The organism is Streptomyces sp. NPDC031274, assembly GCF_055570235.1.
Map to the genome: position 1 here is coordinate 1 of NZ_JBVIHP010000031.1, position 17,596 is coordinate 17,596.

At 70.4% G+C, this 17,596-nt stretch carries 8 protein-coding genes, 2 pseudogenes and 1 CRISPR repeat array; of the genes and pseudogenes, 4 read left to right on the plus strand and 6 right to left on the minus strand.

Going from position 1 to position 17,596, the window contains the following annotated elements; genetic code table 11:
• Positions 1-10 precede the first annotated feature (10 nt).
• A CRISPR array of direct repeats spans positions 11-1,563; the repeat unit is 29 nt; unit sequence GTGCTCCCCGCACCCGCGGGGATGGTCCC.
• Positions 1,564-1,976: 413 nt separating this feature from the next.
• Positions 1,977-2,225, plus strand: a complete 249-nt coding sequence (locus ACZ5CR_RS36460; protein ID WP_468865704.1) for a hypothetical protein — start codon at positions 1,977-1,979, stop codon at positions 2,223-2,225.
• 29 nt (positions 2,226-2,254) lie between these two features.
• On the opposite strand, the gene ACZ5CR_RS36465 is transcribed toward ACZ5CR_RS36460, so the two are convergent.
• The 5 genes from ACZ5CR_RS36465 to ACZ5CR_RS36485 are packed head-to-tail and all read right to left on the minus strand — an operon-like array spanning position 2,255 to position 11,715.
• Positions 2,255-3,142 (minus strand): pentapeptide repeat-containing protein, encoded by an 888-nt coding sequence (locus ACZ5CR_RS36465; protein ID WP_468865705.1) that lies wholly within the window; start codon positions 3,140-3,142, stop codon positions 2,255-2,257.
• A 59-nt stretch (positions 3,143-3,201) separates the two neighbouring features.
• Positions 3,202-4,521 (minus strand): DUF2399 domain-containing protein, encoded by a 1,320-nt coding sequence (locus ACZ5CR_RS36470; RefSeq protein WP_468865707.1) that lies wholly within the window; start codon positions 4,519-4,521, stop codon positions 3,202-3,204.
• Entirely contained in the window at positions 4,518-8,759 is a 4,242-nt protein-coding gene (locus ACZ5CR_RS36475; RefSeq protein ID WP_468865710.1) for an SbcC/MukB-like Walker B domain-containing protein, read from the minus strand. Before ACZ5CR_RS36475 ends, ACZ5CR_RS36470 begins: the two co-directional genes overlap by 4 nt.
• On the minus strand, positions 8,756-10,099 hold the full coding sequence (locus ACZ5CR_RS36480; protein WP_468865712.1) for a DUF2398 family protein: 1,344 nt from the start codon (positions 10,097-10,099) through the stop codon (positions 8,756-8,758). The genes ACZ5CR_RS36475 and ACZ5CR_RS36480 overlap by 4 nt, the downstream gene beginning before the upstream one ends.
• Positions 10,096-11,715, minus strand: coding sequence for a DUF2397 family protein (locus ACZ5CR_RS36485; protein WP_468865714.1), 1,620 nt, complete (start codon positions 11,713-11,715; stop codon positions 10,096-10,098). Before ACZ5CR_RS36485 ends, ACZ5CR_RS36480 begins: the two co-directional genes overlap by 4 nt.
• A gap of 1,431 nt (positions 11,716-13,146) precedes the next feature.
• Here ACZ5CR_RS36485 and ACZ5CR_RS36490 point away from each other — a divergent pair.
• The 3 genes and pseudogenes from ACZ5CR_RS36490 to ACZ5CR_RS36500 form a co-directional block, all read left to right on the plus strand.
• On the plus strand, positions 13,147-13,410 hold the full coding sequence (locus tag ACZ5CR_RS36490; protein ID WP_468865715.1) for a hypothetical protein: 264 nt from the start codon (positions 13,147-13,149) through the stop codon (positions 13,408-13,410).
• 11 nt (positions 13,411-13,421) lie between these two features.
• Positions 13,422-13,631, plus strand: a pseudogene (locus tag ACZ5CR_RS36495) (helix-turn-helix domain-containing protein); the annotation flags it as partial.
• A gap of 480 nt (positions 13,632-14,111) precedes the next feature.
• Positions 14,112-15,863, plus strand: a pseudogene (locus ACZ5CR_RS36500) (AfsR/SARP family transcriptional regulator); the annotation flags it as partial.
• 423 nt (positions 15,864-16,286) lie between these two features.
• Here the strand turns inward: ACZ5CR_RS36500 and ACZ5CR_RS36505 are convergent.
• Positions 16,287-17,186: a hypothetical protein gene (locus ACZ5CR_RS36505; RefSeq protein ID WP_468865718.1), complete on the minus strand. Its 900-nt coding sequence runs from the start codon at positions 17,184-17,186 to the stop codon at positions 16,287-16,289.
• Between the last annotated feature and the right edge of the window lie 410 nt (positions 17,187-17,596).

Sequence of the window (17,596 nt, forward strand, 5' to 3'; positions counted from 1 at the left end):
CCGCGTACCTGTGCTCCCCGCACCCGCAGGGATGGTCCCAGGCCCTTCGTCGTGCTGGAGACCGTGGTGCTGTGCTCCCCGCACCCGCGGGGATGGTCCCTGGAAGTGCTTGATGTAGTCGGCGTTCTCGTCGTGCTCCCCGCACCCGCGGGGATGGTCCCTTCCACGAACGCGCCGCCCTCCGCCGCGAGGAGTGCTCCCCGCACCCGCGGGGATGGTCCCTGCGACCGTCCGGTCCTCGATCCGCTGTATCCGTGCTCCCCGCACCCGCGGGGATGGTCCCCTTCTCCTTGGCCGCCTCGTACCAGTCGAACGGTGCTCCCCGCACCCGCGGGGATGGTCCCAACGGCCGCGAGCGCGAGGGCGCCGAAATGGCGTGCTCCCCGCACCCGCGGGGATGGTCCCGGCACGGCGCCGGGCCAGGGGACCATGGTCGTGTGCTCCCCGCACCCGCGGGGATGGTCCCACGGCGGACGCGCTCTTGTTGAGCAGGGAGCCGTGCTCCCCGCACCCGCGGGGATGGTCCCGAGCTGGCGGACGCCGCCCTGCAGCCCGGGGGGGTGCTCCCCGCACCCGCGGGGATGGTCCCTAGCGCCGTGCGTTAATACCGGAATTAAGGTTGTGCTCCCCGCACCCGCGGGGATGGTCCCCTGCTGCGCCTCCTGGCCCCCGGCGTCATGCCGTGCTCCCCGCACCCGCGGGGATGGTCCCTCGCGGGCCAGTGTGGTCGGGGCCGTCTCGCCGTGCTCCCCGCACCCGCGGGGATGGTCCCATGGACGGGCGCTGCCACTGGGACAGGGTCCACTGCTCCCCGCACCCGCGGGGATGGTCCCGGTGCCGATCGCGAGGGGAGCCTCTTCGGCGTCTGCTCCCCGCACCCGCGGGGATGGTCCCGCCGCCAGACCGCCGTCCTCAACGGCGGCACCGTGCTCCCCGCACCCGCGGGGATGGTCCCGGCACGGCGCCGGGCCAGGGGACCATGGTCGTGTGCTCCCCGCACCCGCGGGGATGGTCCCTACGGGGAGCCTGGTGTTGGTCTCAACTCTTTGTGCTCCCCGCACCCGCGGGGATGGTCCCCGCCGCAGAGCAAAGGAATCTGCGGCGGTTTCGTGCTCCCCGCACCCGCGGGGATGGTCCCGCGCGCATGGGCCGTCTGGTCCTGACCGGGGCGTGCTCCCCGCACCCGCGGGGATGGTCCCTCGCGCTAACCGTCTGCGCGGTGGTGGTCTATCTGCTCCCCGCACCCGCGGGGATGGTCCCGCTGAGCAGGTGGAGGGGGCCGGTGCCGCAGACTGCTCCCCGCACCCGCGGGGATGGTCCCGACGGCAGCCGCTTCGGACTGGCCATCGTCGTCTGCTCCCCGCACCCGCGGGGATGGTCCCTCCCCGACGGCGGAAGGGCACTGTTCACCGTCCTGCTCCCCGCACCCGCGGGGATGGTCCCCCGAAGTCGTCGGAGGCCGGGGGTTCGTGGCCCTGCTCCCCGCACCCGCGGGGATGGCCCGGTTGTTCAGCTGCTCGCGCAGGACCTCCAGCTGCTCCCCGCACCCGCAGGGATAGTCCCGCGGCCGCGCGTGGGTGAGCGTCGATGTCCTCTACGCCGTCCCGCTCGCTGGGGTTCTCGGGGTCTGTGCTTGTTGATGGCATCTGTGGACCGGAGTTGTTGTCAGTGCTGCGTGCCAGGCTGGGTGCGCCCGGCGGTGCCCATCTCGAAGCCGATGCTGCCGCCGGGCGCACCTCCCCCGTTTGCCGAGTCGGCACGCCGCATCAGCCGGCAGCGCGCATACTCGACGCACAAGTCCCCACCAGCACCACAGAATCCATCGACCCCATGCCCCTTATGCCCGAATCGGCGAAGCTGCTCGAAACCAGCACCTGGCAGCGATAAACCCGCAGGTCACGCAGGCTGCTCCCCGCACCCGCGGGGATGGTCCCGAATGCCTCGCTCCATGGCTGGGCCTGCCGGAACTTCCCGTAGTGACCTGGCCCGAGCCGTCCGACGAGGACGAGCAGGACGGACTCCACTGGAAGACCCGCGACCTCCACCGCTGGGCCGCCGGACGCCCCTTCGCCTGGCTCGATGACGAAATCACAGACACCGACCGGACCTGGATCGAGGCACACCACCCGGGCCAGGCCCTCCTGCATCGCGTCGATGCCCGGCACGGCGTCACCGAAGAAGACTTCGCCACACTCGACCACTGGCTGCGGCTACACCAGGGCTAATTGCCCATTTCGCCCGCTCGACGAGCTCCCTACGGAAGAGCTACACCCTTCGTGAACACGCTGTCCTCCATGTTGACGCCGGTCAGATCAGCACCCGGTGCGATCACCTGGGACAGGTCGCTGCCGCGGAAGACGGCTCCGGTCAGGGTGGCCGACGCAAGGTGGGCGCCGAAGAACGAGACACCCTCGAAGACGGCTGCGGTGAGGACCGCCCCCTGCAGATTCGCCCCTTCCAGACTGACGTCGCGCAGAACGGCGCCAGCGAGACGGGCCTCACGCAGATCCGGCATGGCGGGGCTATCTCTGACGGGCTGGCGCCCGAGCACGGTCAGAGCAGCGGCGACATCGGGCGCGGGAAAGTCGCGGGACTCGCGTTCTGGATCCGTACCCTCGGAACAACTCGCCGCCGCCTGGCAGACGTTGCTGCCAGACGCCGGGGTGCGGATGAAGGCGGAGAGGACCTCGACGACGGTCCGGTGGTCCTTGTCGCTGTCGTTCATGATGCGTTCGAGGCTGTAGATACCGCCGAGCCGCTGGTGCAGGTTGCCGGAGCCGAGCAGCTTGATCGCCTCGACGTAGCGTTCGGTGACCTGTCCCTCCCGGGTCAGCTCCGCCTGTTCACGGTCTTTCTCGCGCCCGTGAGCGAACTGTTCCTGGCTGTGCGCGTACAGCTTCTCGGCGTGCTGGTGGGTGCGGCGGGTGTAGTAGAGGCCGAGCGCGGCCACCGCCCCGGCCCCGACGGCGACCAGCATGGTCCGAAAACCGGTGATGACGACGCCGTCGGCGGGCTGGAGGTGACGCTCGCGCAGGTGGGCGCCGTCGATCCACCACGGTCCGCGCCACAGCAGGAGGACGTATCCGAGTGCTGCGGCCACGCCGAGGGCGGCGTAGATGCGGTGCCTGGTCTGCGCTCTCATACAGCGCATCATCACCCGGAATGCCCGCGAACAGGGCGTTCCTGAGGATAAGTTGAGGGTTATCGAAGTGGTCCTCTGCTCAGCTGCGCGTGAGACGGGGAAGGGAGCTGCGGTGTACCGGAGGCGATGTCGGTGAGCAGCTCGGCGAGGAGGTCTTCCTCGTAGGCCGGCACAGCGTGCTGGAGCATCGCAGGTACCAGCTCCTGGTCCCACGGAGCGTCCGAGCTCTGCAGGTTCACGGTGTCCTTTCGCTCGGCGTTGTCGGGGACGGCCGCGCGGTAGTCGGCTGCGCCCATCCGCCATGCAACCGCGTCGGGTGCGGCGGTAAGGAGGGCCCTCGTGTGCGCCAGGCCAGCCTGGTCGAAGTCTGCGCGGACGGCGATGTTCCAGCCTGCCGCTGACAGGGCGCCGATGGCTTCGCATTCGTGTTGGGAGGGCGTGCCGGCAGTGCAGATCACCCGTGGCGTCACGGAACCGTCCTGGGTGAGGCCTCGGCTGCTTGCAGCGGCGAGCACGGACGGATTTTCGGTGACGAAGACCCACATGCCGGGGTCCTGGGGAGGCTCCCAGTCGATGGCGGTCAGTTCTCGGGGTGGAAGGGTGAATGTAGCTCCCGTCGGGATTCGCCACCCTCGGGGTGTGATCCCGGTGATGATGAGTCCGCCGAGGAGGTCGTCGCAGTCCACTCCGAGACGTCCCCAGCTCGAACGCGCAGGCATGCCGGCGAAGCCGGTCAGGGCCAGCACCAGTGCGGGCAAAGGGCCTGCGTCGAGTGCATGAGGGTTGCCTGGTACCAAAAGGCGACGGTCGATGCGTTGTCCCGTCGGGGGCAGCCGGGCAGCGATCTGCAGTGCCTGGTCGAGCAGGTTCGCCGGGTCTGGCGTATGGAGCAGACGGGTGACCCATCCCAGTGTGCGAAGCCGGCTGAAGACGGTTTGCGGCCCGACGCGTGTGCGGATGTGGTGGGGCAGGTCCACCGCTGCATGCTCAAGTTGGGTGCGGATTCGGTCGGATGCGGCGGTCTGCAGAGCGCGGCGGCGGGCGTTGACGGCCAGGTGTCGGCCGCAGGCATGGGCGGCGACGGCTCCGGGGGTGAGACGGGAGCCTCGGACCGCCACCGCAGAGGCCAGTCGGTCCAGGCTGACGCGGCGTCTTTGTCCTGGTTCCAGGGGCCGTGGGTCGATGAGACCGGCTGCGGCGGCCCGTTGGGCGGGGTCGTCGGGCACTGTCACGGTCACCGTGGGGCCATGGGTGAGGGACTCGTCGCCGCGTCGGTCGGCTGCGGCAGCCAGGGCCTGCCACAGCCAAGCGAGTTCGGGGACGAGCAGCGGTGCCAGATCGGCCCCGTCGCATGCTCCGTCGCACAGGGTGCAACTCATGCCTCTCCCTCACTGTGGGCTGCGGTGTCTGTGTCCCCGGGCAGGGGCTGGTCCGTGCGGATGTGCATGGGGAAGGCGACCACGGTGCTGTCGGGGGCGGCTTCGAGGTCGTGGGCGTCGATGCCGTCCCAGGCGCCCGGTGCGCCGTCCCAGAGGTAGGAGGTGCACAGGATGTCCAGGTCGAGTGTGGCGAGGTAGCGGGCGAGTCCTTCGCGGCCGCGTTCGTCCACTTCGGCGGGGACTTCGTCGAGGGGGACCAGGCGCAGTCCGGTGGTGGTGAAGCGGTCGTAGCTGGCGGCGATGGCGGCCAGCATGGGGGCCAGGACGACCAGACGGCGTTCGCCGCCGGACAGCCCGGTGCGGGGCCCCCAGGTGCTGGTGACGGGGGCGCCGTCGGGGCCGGGTCGTTCGACTAGGTATCGGACGTCGACCCAGTTGCGGATGTCGATGGCGGTGGAGAGGCGTTCGGCCATGGTGGCCCCGTCTGTGGCGGCCAGCAGAGCCTGGAGTGCCTGGCCGACTTCTTCCTTCTGAGCGTCGGTGCGCAGTGCGTCGCTGATTTCGCAGCACAGGTGGAACACGGTGCGGGTGGCGGTATCGAGGTCGGAACGCAGGTTGATCTGTACTTGCACGCCGACGCCGGAGGATGCTTTGGCGGCCCGCATCTTGCGGTTGACGTCCTTCTTCCAGCCGGTCAGATCGGCCCAGGCGGTGCCGATGGCCGCGGGCAGGCGGCCGATGACGAAGTCGCGCAGTGCGGCTGCTTCGGCGGCGTCGAGAGCGGCCTTGGCCCGCTCGGCGAGGGTCTGGGCGCGCTGGGCGGCGTCGAGGGGGTAGTAGCGGGTTTCCGCGTGGGTGAGGACGAAGTTGTCGAGCTCCTCAAGGCCGGCGGGCGGCTCATCACGGGCGACGGTCCAGGTCTGGACGAGTTCGGCGCGGACCGCGTCGTAGCGGTCACCGAGGGTCTTCTTGGAGGCAGTGGGGCGGCGGGTGAGAAGGGCCTCGACGGCGGTGAGGAGTTCGGCCGCAGCGGGGCCCGGGGCGGTGAGGCTCGGTTCGGCGCCGAGGGCTTGGGCCAGGGGTGGCCAGGCGAGCAGCGTAGCCAGGTGCGCGCTGGTGGTCTGTTGGAGGGGGAGGATTTCTGTGAGCCGGCCTTGTGCGGTGGCGAGGTCGCCTTCGCAGCCGGTGAGGTTCTTCTGGGTCTCGACGAATTGCTCGGCGGCCTGCTTGTGCTGCCTGCGCAGGATTTCTGCCCGGGCCTTCGCCTCCTCGTAGCGGCGTGCTGCGTCTGCGGCGTCGCCGTGAGATTGGGCTTCGGCGAGTTCCGCCTGAGTCTCGAGCGCGATGGTGTGCAGGTCTTGGGCGGTGTGCTGGAGTTCGCTGAGGTGTTCGGCCAGGGCCGTCTCGTCGGGCAGATCCGTCACGGCCCGCTGGATCCGGGGCAGCAGCCGGGTGGAGAGCTGCGATGCACAGGTGCGCAAGGTCTGGGCGTGGGCGCCGCATGTGTCGATCAGTGCGGTCAGGTCGCTGGGGTCGGCCGGCAGGTTCAGACTGCGCGCACGAGTTTGCCAGGCGGTGTGCAGGCGGGTGTGTTCTGCCGTGGCGTGTTCGGCTTTGCCGCGTAGCGACTGGGCGGCGAGGCGGCGTTCGTTGGCGGTTTTGGCGGTACGGGCGCGTTCGGCCTCGGCCGTAGTCAGGGCGCCCCTCGGCGGGAAGGAGCGTCCCTCGGCGCGCAGGGTGTCGCGTTGTTGTCGCCGCTCAGCGGCGAGCGTGCGCTCGTGGGTGGCGCCGGCTTCGAGTTCGTGTGCGGTGGCGTCCAGTTCGTCGGCCTTGGCGTGTGCGGTGGCCAGGCGGGTGCGGGCACCGATGTGCGACGCGGCGGGAATCGCGTGTTGGGCGGCACGCAGGGCGGTTGCGGGGTCCGCGGTGAGGGGCCCCGCGGTGAAGGTGCCGTCGCATCCGATGGTCAGGGCCGCGCTGTGTTGGTGGGGGGCGGCTGCAGTGTCTGTCAAGGCGATGCGCTGCAGGACTGCGTGGACGAGGTCGGTCTGTGGATGGGTGGGAGCAGCGTCGAGGACCGCGGTCAGGTTCGGCTCCTGGATGGGGCCTGCAGGAGTGATGTTCCAGGTGCGGGTGGTGGCTGCGCCCGGATGGAGGTGGGCACCTAGGATGCCTGCGCTGGCAAGAGCCAGTTCAAGCAGCGCCTTCTGCTCGTCGGCGTTGTCGAGGACTGGGCGCCATTCGAGGGCGCTGCCCAGTGCGGTGTCGTCCTGGCCCTCTTGGGCCCAGGCGGGGCGGGGTAGCGGCAGAAGCTGTCCCGAGCGCAGGTGGCGGGCGTCCGCGCGGTGCTGTGCGGCGGTGAGGTCGTGACTGGCTGCGGTGGCCAGGTGCCCTCGTGCTGCGTTCTCGTGGTCGGCGGCCAGGGTTTCACCGCTGCGCAGGACGTGCTCGGCCCAGGTGTTGAGCTGGTCGCGGACGGTGGCGGGTTCCGCGTCGTGGAGGGCCTCGACGTCATCGGTGTCCCAGGCGAGCGAGGCGTCCGTGTGGGGTGCGGGTTCGTTGTGCAGACCCCGCAGGACGGGGTGGTGCGGGGCCCACTGGGCGACGGCGGCCAAGCTCTGGTGGGCGGCCGAGCGGGCGGCAACGGTAGCGCGTTCGTGGGCTTGGCTGGCTTCGTCGTAGAGGCTCTCGCCGCCGCTGGCCTGGCGGTGTGCGGTTGCGGCTGTGCGTTCGGCTGCAGCCACCGGGTCGTGGTCGCGCAGGACCAGTGCGGCTTTGTCGGCTGTGGAGCAGTGTTGTTGGGCTCGGTGCTGCCAGGCGGTGGCGGCGTGGTCGAGGCCGTCACGGTCGTAGGTGAGAGTCAGGCCGGGTCCAGGGTCGGCGACGCGGTCGGCGACCGGGCGGGTGATGCGGCCGCGGGGATGATGGGCCAGCAGGCTGTCCACGGCAACAGGTGCCGCCTCGGCGGCCTCTGCTGCAGCGGCGAGGTCCTGGAGGTCGCCGCTCATGTCGTCGAGGGCGGCCTGGCCGGTGCGGGTCTGTGTGCGGGCCTGCTGGGCAGCGGCGTGCAGGCTGTCGTAGCGGCTGGATGCGGCGCGCTGCTCGGCGCGGAGCCGCTTGCTCAGGTCTATGACCTGCTGGTGGGAGCGGTAGGCGTGACTGTTCTCGATGGCCCGGATGGCGGCCTGGGCCTTATCGCACTCGTTCTCGAGATGGTGGGCTTCGCCTTTCGCCCGCTCGGCTTCGGCTTTCGCATTCTCCAACAGGCTTGTGTACTTCTGGAGTTCCCGCTTGCGGTCTGCAGCCTTGTCGTAGGCCTCACGTGCGGCTGTATGGGCGGCGCGGGTGGCGTCGACGACGTGTGCGGTCCACACCTGGGCGAAGTCCTGCAGGAGAGTGGCGGCGTATTCATCGCGTTCGAAGGCGTCTCGGGTGGTGTCGGATTCGGCGAGGGCCTCGGCCGTGGCGGTCAAAACGTCCTCGGCCACTCCGGGCAGGGACTGGCGCAGCGCGTCGGCGGCCGCGGACGCGGAGACTTCGCCCAGCAAGGTGGGATTGCGGACTTCCCGCAGCCGTGAGGCGAGCAGGCGCAGTTCACCGGACGTGGTGGCCCAGACGCGGGAGGCCAGTTCTTCGACGTATTCCTCGGGCTCGGTAAACACTCGTCCGCCGGCATTCTCGACGGCGGCAGTGAATTCCTCAAGCTCCAGGGCGCTGTTGCGGGGGCCACGCAGCGGCAGGTCCTTGAGCGGCTGGCCGGGCAGGGTGAAAGGGACGACCCGAACGGCCGGCGTGGAGCTGGGCGAGTACTGCAGGCGTACACCGAAGCTGACGGCGCCGTGGCTTGCTGCCGGTTGTGCGGACGTGCCGGGGGCTGCTTCACCGGCTGGCGCGGCGAACGTCAGCCACAGGTACCCGTAGCGGCGTCCCTTGGCGAGGGCGCCTTCGCTCATCAGGAGTTTCAGCGTGGTGGGGCGGGCTTTGCCGGCGGCCAGCTTGGCTGAGTTGAGGTCGAGCAAGTAGGGCCACAGGGCTTCCAGCGCGGTGGTCTTGCCGGTGCCGTTGGGACCGCGCAGCAGCAGCCGGCCCGAGGGGGCCGGCAGTTCGAGGTCGCCATAGCGCCACACGTTCGACAGCCCGGCGGCGACAAGCCGCCAGCGGCCTGTGAACCGCTCTGTGTTGCCGCTGGGGACAGGCATAGGCGGCTGGGAGAAGTCCAGATCGAGGATGTCGCTCATGCCGGGTGTTCCTCCGTAGTGCGGTCGGTGTCGGCTGCGTTGAACAGGTCCTGCTGCAGAGGCAGTTCGAGGGATGGGGATGCCGCTTTGGTACGTGTCCGGGCGGGCTTGGGGCGGGCAGGGCTCTCCCGCGCCCAGCGGCCGGTGGTGGGGGCGAACCACCACATGCAGGCAGCCTCTTGGTCTGTGGACACGGCTGCGGGGGCCGGCTGGACCAGATGGAGGCCGGTGAGTAGCCCGCGGACCTTGTCGGCGAGCAAGAGGGGATCTTGAACGTATTCGGCGCTCCACCCGCCTCGGCCGGCGGCGTTGTCTGCGCCGAAAGAGGTCAGTACGTGCACCACGTCCATTTGAGGCAGGGCGCGCCATCCCGGCCCAGGTCCGTTGTCGATGGTGCCGTGCAGGGCGGCGTGGTCGAGCAGGAGCAGGGCGGCGTGGGCGACGGTCCCCGTGGCCGGGAAGGGCATGGGGCCCAGTTCGTTCAGGTGACGGTAGGCCTCGTCGGGCACCACGAACGCGGCCCCTTCCACCCGGCGTTCCAGCACCAGCCCGAACGCCGCGGCGAGGGGGCCTCCGTCGTCGCCGCGCACGCGCTGGCTCAGCCACTGGGCTTCGGCGTCGTCCAACAGTGCGGTGTGGACACAGGTGTCGTCCACGAGCGCACGGCGCATCCGGCGGGCGGCATCCGGTGCACGGTGCGCCTGTTGCAGCCAGGCATGCGGGTCGGCAGCCGGGTCGAGGGTGCCCGGGTTGGCGATGACGTAGGCCAGGCGGGTGTGGTGGACGGCGAGCAGGACGGGGGCCTGGTCGTCGCGCAGGTAACGGTCGAGATCACCGTCGAGGCATTCGACAACACCTCGGTCGTCGAGCATGTGCAGGGCGGCCAGGATCGCGCGGCGCTCGGTGATGTCGTGGTGGGTGGGCAGGCCGGCCTCGGCTGCGGCCGCGTGGCCCTGGGCGACCAAGTGGCCCAGGGCGGTGCGCGGCGGCATCGATTCGGCGGCTGCCAGCAGCAGGAAGAACCAGGAGCAGGCGGCAGGGCTCGGCCCCGCCGCGGCCCATTCCCGGGGGCGCGGCGGTGGACTCTTGCGCAGGCGGACCAGGTCCCGTTCGACGATGAGGACCCATCCCAGCCGTGCGACGGCGGAGCGCAACGCGGGCTCGTTGCGGCGTACGGCGGCGATGAGATCGTCGTGGCGCCCGCGGATGAGCCAGCAGGTGGCCGCCAGACGGCGCAGGAGCGCAGCGACCTCGGCGTCGGCCTCCGGGCGCCAGGCCTTTCGGCGGCGCGGCTGCGGCGCGGCCGGTTGGGATGCGGGAACGTTCGGGGTGTCGTTCATGCTGCGCCCTCCCGTCGGGGATCGGCAGCCGCGGTCCGGTGGTCCGCGGCTGGTGTTGGCGGGGCTGTGTGCGGGGCGATATGCAGGGCCGCGCGGGCAGAGGGGTCATGGGTCGTGGTGGTGCCGGCCAGGGCGGCCAAGGCTGCCGCGGAGGGGCGTTGACCGGGACGGTGGAAGAGAGGAATGCGGCCGGGCAGCAGCACACGCCAAGTGGGGGCGTTGAGCGTGCCGGTGCCGGTGCCGGTGTGGACGAGGGTGCAGGCCAGACCGGCGTGCGTGCCGGTGCGCTGGGAGCCGGCAGCACCCGCGCGGGCGGCGGCCATCAAGGCGGCAAGCGCAGCACGGGCTGCTGTCTCGTCCATCTGCTGGCCGGGCAGCGCAGCCAGCACGGCGGCGAGTGCTGTGCGGTGTTCGGCCGCGCGGCGGGCCCTGGCCTCGGCTACCTGGGCTTTGGCTGTGGTGTCGTCGCGTGGTGCGGCGCCTTTGCCGCGTGGCCCGGAACGGCCTGAGGTGCGCAGCAGACTCGGTACGGACACTTGGGGACCGCCGCGCCATGACGGGTTGCGGCCCATGGCGTCCTCGTCGGCCTGGCCATAGAGCTTGCGCCAGGGATGGTCGCCGAGGGCGGCCTGGAAGATCTGCACCCCGATGTGCGGGGTGAGGACAGCCTGGGCAAGTGCCAGAGCGCGGGTGCGGGTGGAGGCGGTGCCTGCCGAGGAGTGCAGCCGCCGCAGGTTGGCGTGCATGCTCGGCAGCGCCCGTACCAAGCGCAGCGAGAAGCGGGCAGCACGTCCACTGCGGGCGTCGAACCAGGCGCACAGCCCCTCCCAGTCCCCCATCCGTCCCCCGCGGGAGGCGCTGAGGGCGCCGGCGGCGATCAGGGCACGGGCCTGCGAGGCGTCGACGGCCGCCTGGGCCAGCAGGGCGAACCACGGCCGCAGCTTCGTCAACGCCGTGGCAGCCCGGGCGGCACCGGAGTCGAGTTCGGCCGCCACACGGGTGGCATAGTCGACCAGCAGTCCTTTGAGGTCACTGGTGTCTTCCTCATCCAGATCGAACCGGTCGGCGAGGCCGATCAGCGCGTCCTCCGCTCCGACCAGGGCGGCGTCCAGGTCATCGTGGCTGGTGAACACGACACTCACGGCATCCAGCACGGCAGCCTCGATGCAGCCGGTGTCGGGGTCGGCCGTGCCGAGTGTCTGGGCGAGCTGCTCGAGCTGGACAACGATGCGGTTCAGCGAGGCGATCGGGATCTCTCGCGCGGTGGCCGTTCCCGCCAGGACCTGGCGGTAGAAGCGCTGGACGTGCCGGCCGGCGGGGCTGGCGGTGTAGCGCCAGTTCCGGGCCAGGATCTCGGTGTAGCGGCGGGCGTGACTGGTATCGGTTCGGATCGAGACCGCGCCCATGTCTTTGAGGGCGTCCAGGCGCTTTTCCACCACGCGAACGTCCAAGCGCCGCCCGGCTGCGGCGAGTGCTGCGGCGGCCTCGGCCACCGTGAGGTCGGTCACCGACCCTTCCAACACATCCATGATCGCGATGTATTCGTCGTGCTCCGGCCGCACCAGATAGCTGACAGCTTCACGTGCGTCAGCCGCGCTGCCGGCAGCTGGATTCATTTCCTCTGGTTCCACTGCTCCCCATCCCCGGGCTCATTGCCGCCTGCCTCGATCCCCTCTCGAAAAGTAGATGCCGTCACTGACAACGCCCGCGGAGAACAAGGGAATTCGACAGCTCACGCCTTCTTGCGTGTGTCGTGAATACGTCGTTCGCCATCAGCGGGTGACGTTCAAGACCGTTCAGCCTTTCTCAGCTCCGCAGGACACTCCAACCAGATCCAGCCTGCACCGTTTCGCCGGCCAGCCAGATGCGATACGCCTGCGGCACAAGCGCAGACCGGCGCGCCTGCGACTCCCCCACACCAGCACCCGGGAAGGAATTCAGCCATCCTGAAAACGGGATCGAACTGCCGAGCACAGCAGGCCGGCAATCGCACCCCCGCCCGCACATATTAGACAATATGTTCGAATTACTGGTGGCTTCGCATTCTCCTCCACGCCGCTCTAGCGCGAACATGAGTTCGGCCGCCGCTTCCTGGCCGACGAGGCCCCAGCACAGGAACCGTCATGACCGACCGGACCACCTGCCAGATCAGCCGGGACAACCGCTCTGACGGGGCGTATTCAGCAAGAGGCACGACCGCACCAAGCAGAGGCTCCTGCGTCTCCTGCACCACGGCCGCCCCGGCCGAGCAGGCCGCCGCGGCACCGCAGCCGGAGCACACCCCGGCAGGACGGAATAGCCTCCTCGGCGGCACGCGGCGACAGACCGAGCATGTGCCGCGGCCTGGGGGCATATGGCGCCAGGAAGGCGCCGGCCGGAACTGTTGCGGCTGCGGAGGAATCGGCCGGGAGCGCACGCGCGGGTATGACGGCCCGCCTCAGCGTGCGGCGGGTGCTGGTGACATGCAAGATCGACGCTCCGTACTCAGAGCGCCGATCTTGTGCGGTTCACGCGGCAACGTGTAACCGCTGGGTTCCTGATCGCATGGGTGGAGCCCGCAACTCTCAGGAGCAGCCGGACGATTCCGACGCAGAGAGCTTCTCGCGAAGCCGAAAACATACGGTGAACGCTGGACCCGGCTGTCCTTCCTGTCTGCAGTCCCCCCTGCGCAGCGCGTATCGCCAGGCCAGGTCGGTGATGATTTCCGCAACGGGCCGGGGGCCGGCACCCGGCGAAGGCGATCGTTGGCACAGTCTGACTGGGATAACACCGCATTTATCACCGGCCCGGCCTGACCCCACGGCTGCCCGGCGATGCCTATCAGCAGATCACGGCCCCGATCACCCGCCGCGGCGATTGATGCCATGGCGCTGCACTGTGGACGCCAGCGCATCAACGGCCGCAAGGGGCTCGCCTGGCACAAGGAGGCGATGCCACGATGCAGATCCCCATCTCGGTGTCGGCAAACACCAGTTGGGCGACATACCTGGAGCCCGCAACACGCCGACGCGCCCCTGGGCGCGGGCGTCGAACTCAGGAGGCAGGACATGCCCCGCACATCTCACGCTATGGGGTGCGTCGCAGACGGCGCACCCCGCAACAGGCTCTCGACACCCGACACTGTGGTCATCGTCGTCATCACAGTGCTGGCCTGCGTGATGTCAGGCAGCGGCCTGGACGCATCGTCGACGCTGGCGGTACTGGGCGGTGCCAGTCTGGTCTCGGCGGGCACGCTGCTGGCGCTGCGGGGGGCAGGGCAGCGGCTGGGGCCGCTGATCGTGCGGGTGACGCACGCGGTCTTGGCGCCCTAGGCGCACCGGCCATGGGGCGCAGGGAAAACCCCATCGCCACGCCCAACGGGGCACTGGAGAAGCTGGCTCGCTGGCTGCGCGCCCAGCGCGCGGCCAGCGGATGGTCCTATGCTCAACTGGCGGAGCGGGCGGGATGTCATGCCACGACGCTTCAGCGTGCGGCGTCGGGGCGCGGCGTGCCCAGCGCCCGTGCCGTCCAGGCGTACGCACGGGCCTGCGGTGCTTCGGCCGATGCGGCGATGGATCTGTGGAGACAGGCCCGCCGGGGCGAGCACTACGGCTCTGCCGACATTCGTCCGGCGCCAAGCCCGATGTATGTCGACGGGATCGGCAAGTTCAAGGCCGCCTTGCAGGAGCTTTACGCGCGGGCCGGCCGTCCGACAGTGCGCGACATGGAACAACGGGCGGGCGCCTGGGGAAGGCTGCCGCACAGCACCGCTCACCGCATCGTGCAGGGTCAGACAGTGCCCCGTGACGAGCATCAACTGATCGGGTTCCTGGTCGCGTGCGGGGTCACCGAAACAGAGCACCGCCCGTGGGTCGACGCGTACAGGCGCGTTTTCGGGCACGCCGGCCGCGAGGCGCTCCCGCCTGCGGGGCGGACAGCGCCTCGCGTTCTGGGGCATGCTCCGCACGAGGCGCTCCCACCCAGACAGCGACCAGCACCCCCCGCGCCTGCGGCCCCGGCCCAGGCACCGGGACTGCGCTTCAGCGTGCTCGGACCTATCCGTGCCTGGCACGGCGCCGAGCAGCTGCCCATGGGCTCTCCGCAGCAGCGCGCCCTGCTCGCGGCGCTCCTCCTGCGCGCCGGCCGCACGGCGACGTCACACGAACTGATCGACGCCCTCTGGGGCGACGAGCCGCCCTCACAGGCCCTGGCCGCCGTACGGACGTACGCGTCACGCCTGCGCAAGGCCCTGCCCGCCGGAGTCCTGTTCAGCGAGTCCGGCGGCTACGCAATCACGGTGAGCGAAGGCGCCCTGGACCTGTCGCTCGCCGAAGACTTGTGGGCGGAGGCGGAGAAAGCGCGCGGCGTCGCCGACCTCGCCCAGGCCCGCTCCCTGGTCAACAAGGCGCTCAGCCTCTGGGACGGCGAACCCCTGGCCAACGTCCCCGGGCCGTACGCGGAAACGGAACGCACACGCCTGGAGGAGTGGCGCCTGCGGCTCCTGGAATCCCGCCTGGACATGGACCTGGAGACCGGCTGCCACGCGGAGGCCGTCTCGGAACTCACCGCCCTCACGGCGGCGCACCCCCTGCGCGAACGCCTGCGCGAACTGCTGATGCTGGCCCTCTACCGCAGCGGACGCCAAGCAGAAGCCCTCGCGGTCTACGCCGACACCCGCCGCCTGCTCGACGACGAACTGGGCGTGGACCCCCGCCCCGGCCTGAAGGAACTCCAGCAACGGATCCTCCAGGCCGACCCGGCGCTCGCCGAGCCGCCCCCAGGACCGCCTGAGCCCCAGCCGCAGGCGATACGCCCTGCGCAACTCCCCGCCACCGTGCCCGACTTCACCGGGCGCGCATTCTTCGTGGCAGAGCTCGGCAATGTCCTGGCCTCGGCCGAGGGCCGGGTGATGGCGGTCTCCCTGCTCGCCGGCATCGGCGGCGTGGGCAAGACGACACTCGCGGTGCATGTGGCACACGCGGCCCGTGCCCACTTTCCCGACGGCCAGCTCTACACCGACCTTCAGGGCACCGGGGGCCAGGCGGCAGAGCCGACGACCGTACTGGGCGCGTTCCTGCGCGCCCTGGGTACGGCGGACACGGCGATCCCCGACACCATGGAGGAGCGGGCGGCGCTGTACCGATCGGTGCTCGATGGCCGCCGCGTGCTGGTACTGCTGGACAACGCACGCGACGCGGCCCAGGTACGTCCCCTACTCCCCGGCATGGAGGGCTGCGCCGCCCTGGTCACGAGCCGGGCACACATACTGGACCTGTCCGGAGCGCACCTGGTGAGCCTGGACGCGATGTCAGGCGAGGAAGCCCTGCAGCTCTTCGCCCGCATCGTGGGAGAAGAGCGCGTGGCGGCCGAACCGGCCATGGCCCTGGAGGTAGTCGAGGCATGCGGCTTCCTGCCCCTGGCGATCCGCATCGCCGCCTCCCGCCTCTGCGCCCGGCGCACCTGGACCGTGGGAGTCCTGGCCGCCAAACTCGCCGACGAACGCCGGCGCCTGGACGAGCTCCAGGCCGGAGACCTGGCCGTGCGGGCGACGCTCGACCTGAGCTATCGCCAGCTCAAGAGGGAACAAGTCCACACCCTGCGCACGCTCGGTGCGCACACCAGCCCGTCCATCTCCCTGAACACCGCACGCAGCATGCTCCAGTGCGGCACGGACGAAGCCGAGGACCGCCTCGAAGATCTGGTGGACGCCGGGCTTCTCGCCCCGCTGGACCCTGGACGCTACCGACTGCACGACCTTGCCTGGCTCCACGCCAAGACAGCAGCCTCGGAACACCCCGGCGACCACGTCACGGATGAGGGAACTGGCGCGTAGACCCGTCGGGCCCCGCAGACCGCCCTCCGCCATGGGCATCGTCAACTGGCAGCTTGCCGCGACCGTGGACGACCGGCTTGACCATCGCTCATCACCCTTTGGCCTGACAGCGCGGGGCTATCCGGCGGACAGGCGCAGCGGCAGGCAGCACCGTGCACGGTAGGGCAGGCGCAGCACTGGCCAGTCGCTGCCCTCGGCACGAAGAGCCTGGGCCCGCCATGCTGAGCACGCCGATTCTCGAGCCGTCTGGGCCGGCCCCGGCTGCGAAACCGTGCCCCGCCCCGCGGCCAGCCATGAGTCCCTCGTTAGCCGGCCATGAGCCGTTCAACGCCTTCGTGTGGAGCAGACACCAGGAGTGGAAGGGGCGTTGCACGCTCAGCGGCGTTGTCTGGCTGCGGAGCATGCATCGTGGTGCAGTTCGGTGACCGCCTGGGACAGCTGGGGTAGGTCGGACAGTTCGATGTTGCGCGGGTTGGCGGCGTAGCCGATCAGTCCGAGCAGGCGGTGCACGATGTCTGCTTCTTGTTTCTGGCGCTGCCAGTTGCCGTCGTCCAGGCCGTCGTGGTCGGTCGCAGGGGGTGGGGCGCTGCGAAAGCGTTCGTCTTGTGCCAGGCATTCGCGCAACGCGCTGGGCCAGATGAGTAGCGGCGGCTGGGGGGTGTTTTTCTGCCGGGGGGCCAGGGCGTGCATGAGGAGGGCTTCGTGGGAGTTGTCGACGCGTTCTTGGAGGTTGTCGATCGCGGCGAGCTGGGCGGCAATGTGACGGATTCTTACCGCGTGTTCGAGTGCCCAGCTGCGTTCGGCGCGGCGGCTGCGTAGTTCCCTGGTGTGTTCGACGCGTTCGTTCTGGGTGCGTGCTGCTGTGCCGTCGGGGCGGATCTGGGCGCGTCCGAGTTGGAGGTGGCGGCGCTCGGCTGCCTGGCGGCCGCTGAGTTCTTGCCATTCGGCGAGTTGCGCCCAGGTGATTCTTTTGGTGCGGGCCAGGGTGGTGAGTTTGAGTTCGTCGTGTTCGAGTTTTTCGCGGAGCATGCGGATGGCCAGCAGCGCGGACAGGATCTCGGGTTCGGTGGCATCGGGCTGCAGGGTGCCCTCGGCGCGCTGGCAGATGCGGTCGTAGGTGCGGGCGATGTCCATCAGCCGGCCCGGGGAATCGCTGTCGAAGCGGGGCAGGCGGGGTGAGCCCGGTGTGTGTTCCGTCAGCAGGGTCCATGCCTGGGTGCGGTGGTGTTTCCTGTCCGGGCCCGGGGTGGCACGGGAGGTGCCTGTCGTCTTCATGACGACTCCTCAAGTCGTCCGTATGACGACATCGGCCGGTCCTGCGTCGAAAGGCCCGGCGCGGGGGCGGCGTCGCCCCCGGCATGATCGTGGCGCCGTGCGGGTGTGGTCGTCTGCCGAGCGCGGGCGCGGCGGCGCCATCGTGCATGCAGGGCGCCGCCCGCCACCATCGTGAGGGCAGCCAGCAGCGAGGCTAAGTACTGGGCGCCGGTGTCTTGAATGAAGGATGTGAGCATCGCGGTATCGGCGCACGTAGAGCGTGCGCGCTTCACTCCTTGCCAGGGTCGGTCGATGCGGGGTGGGGGGGGGGGGGGGGGGGGGGGAGAGGGGGGCCCGGGTGGGGGGGGGGATCGGGGGGGGGGCGGGGGGGGGGGGGGGGGGGGTGGGGGGGGGGGGGGGGGGGGAGGGAT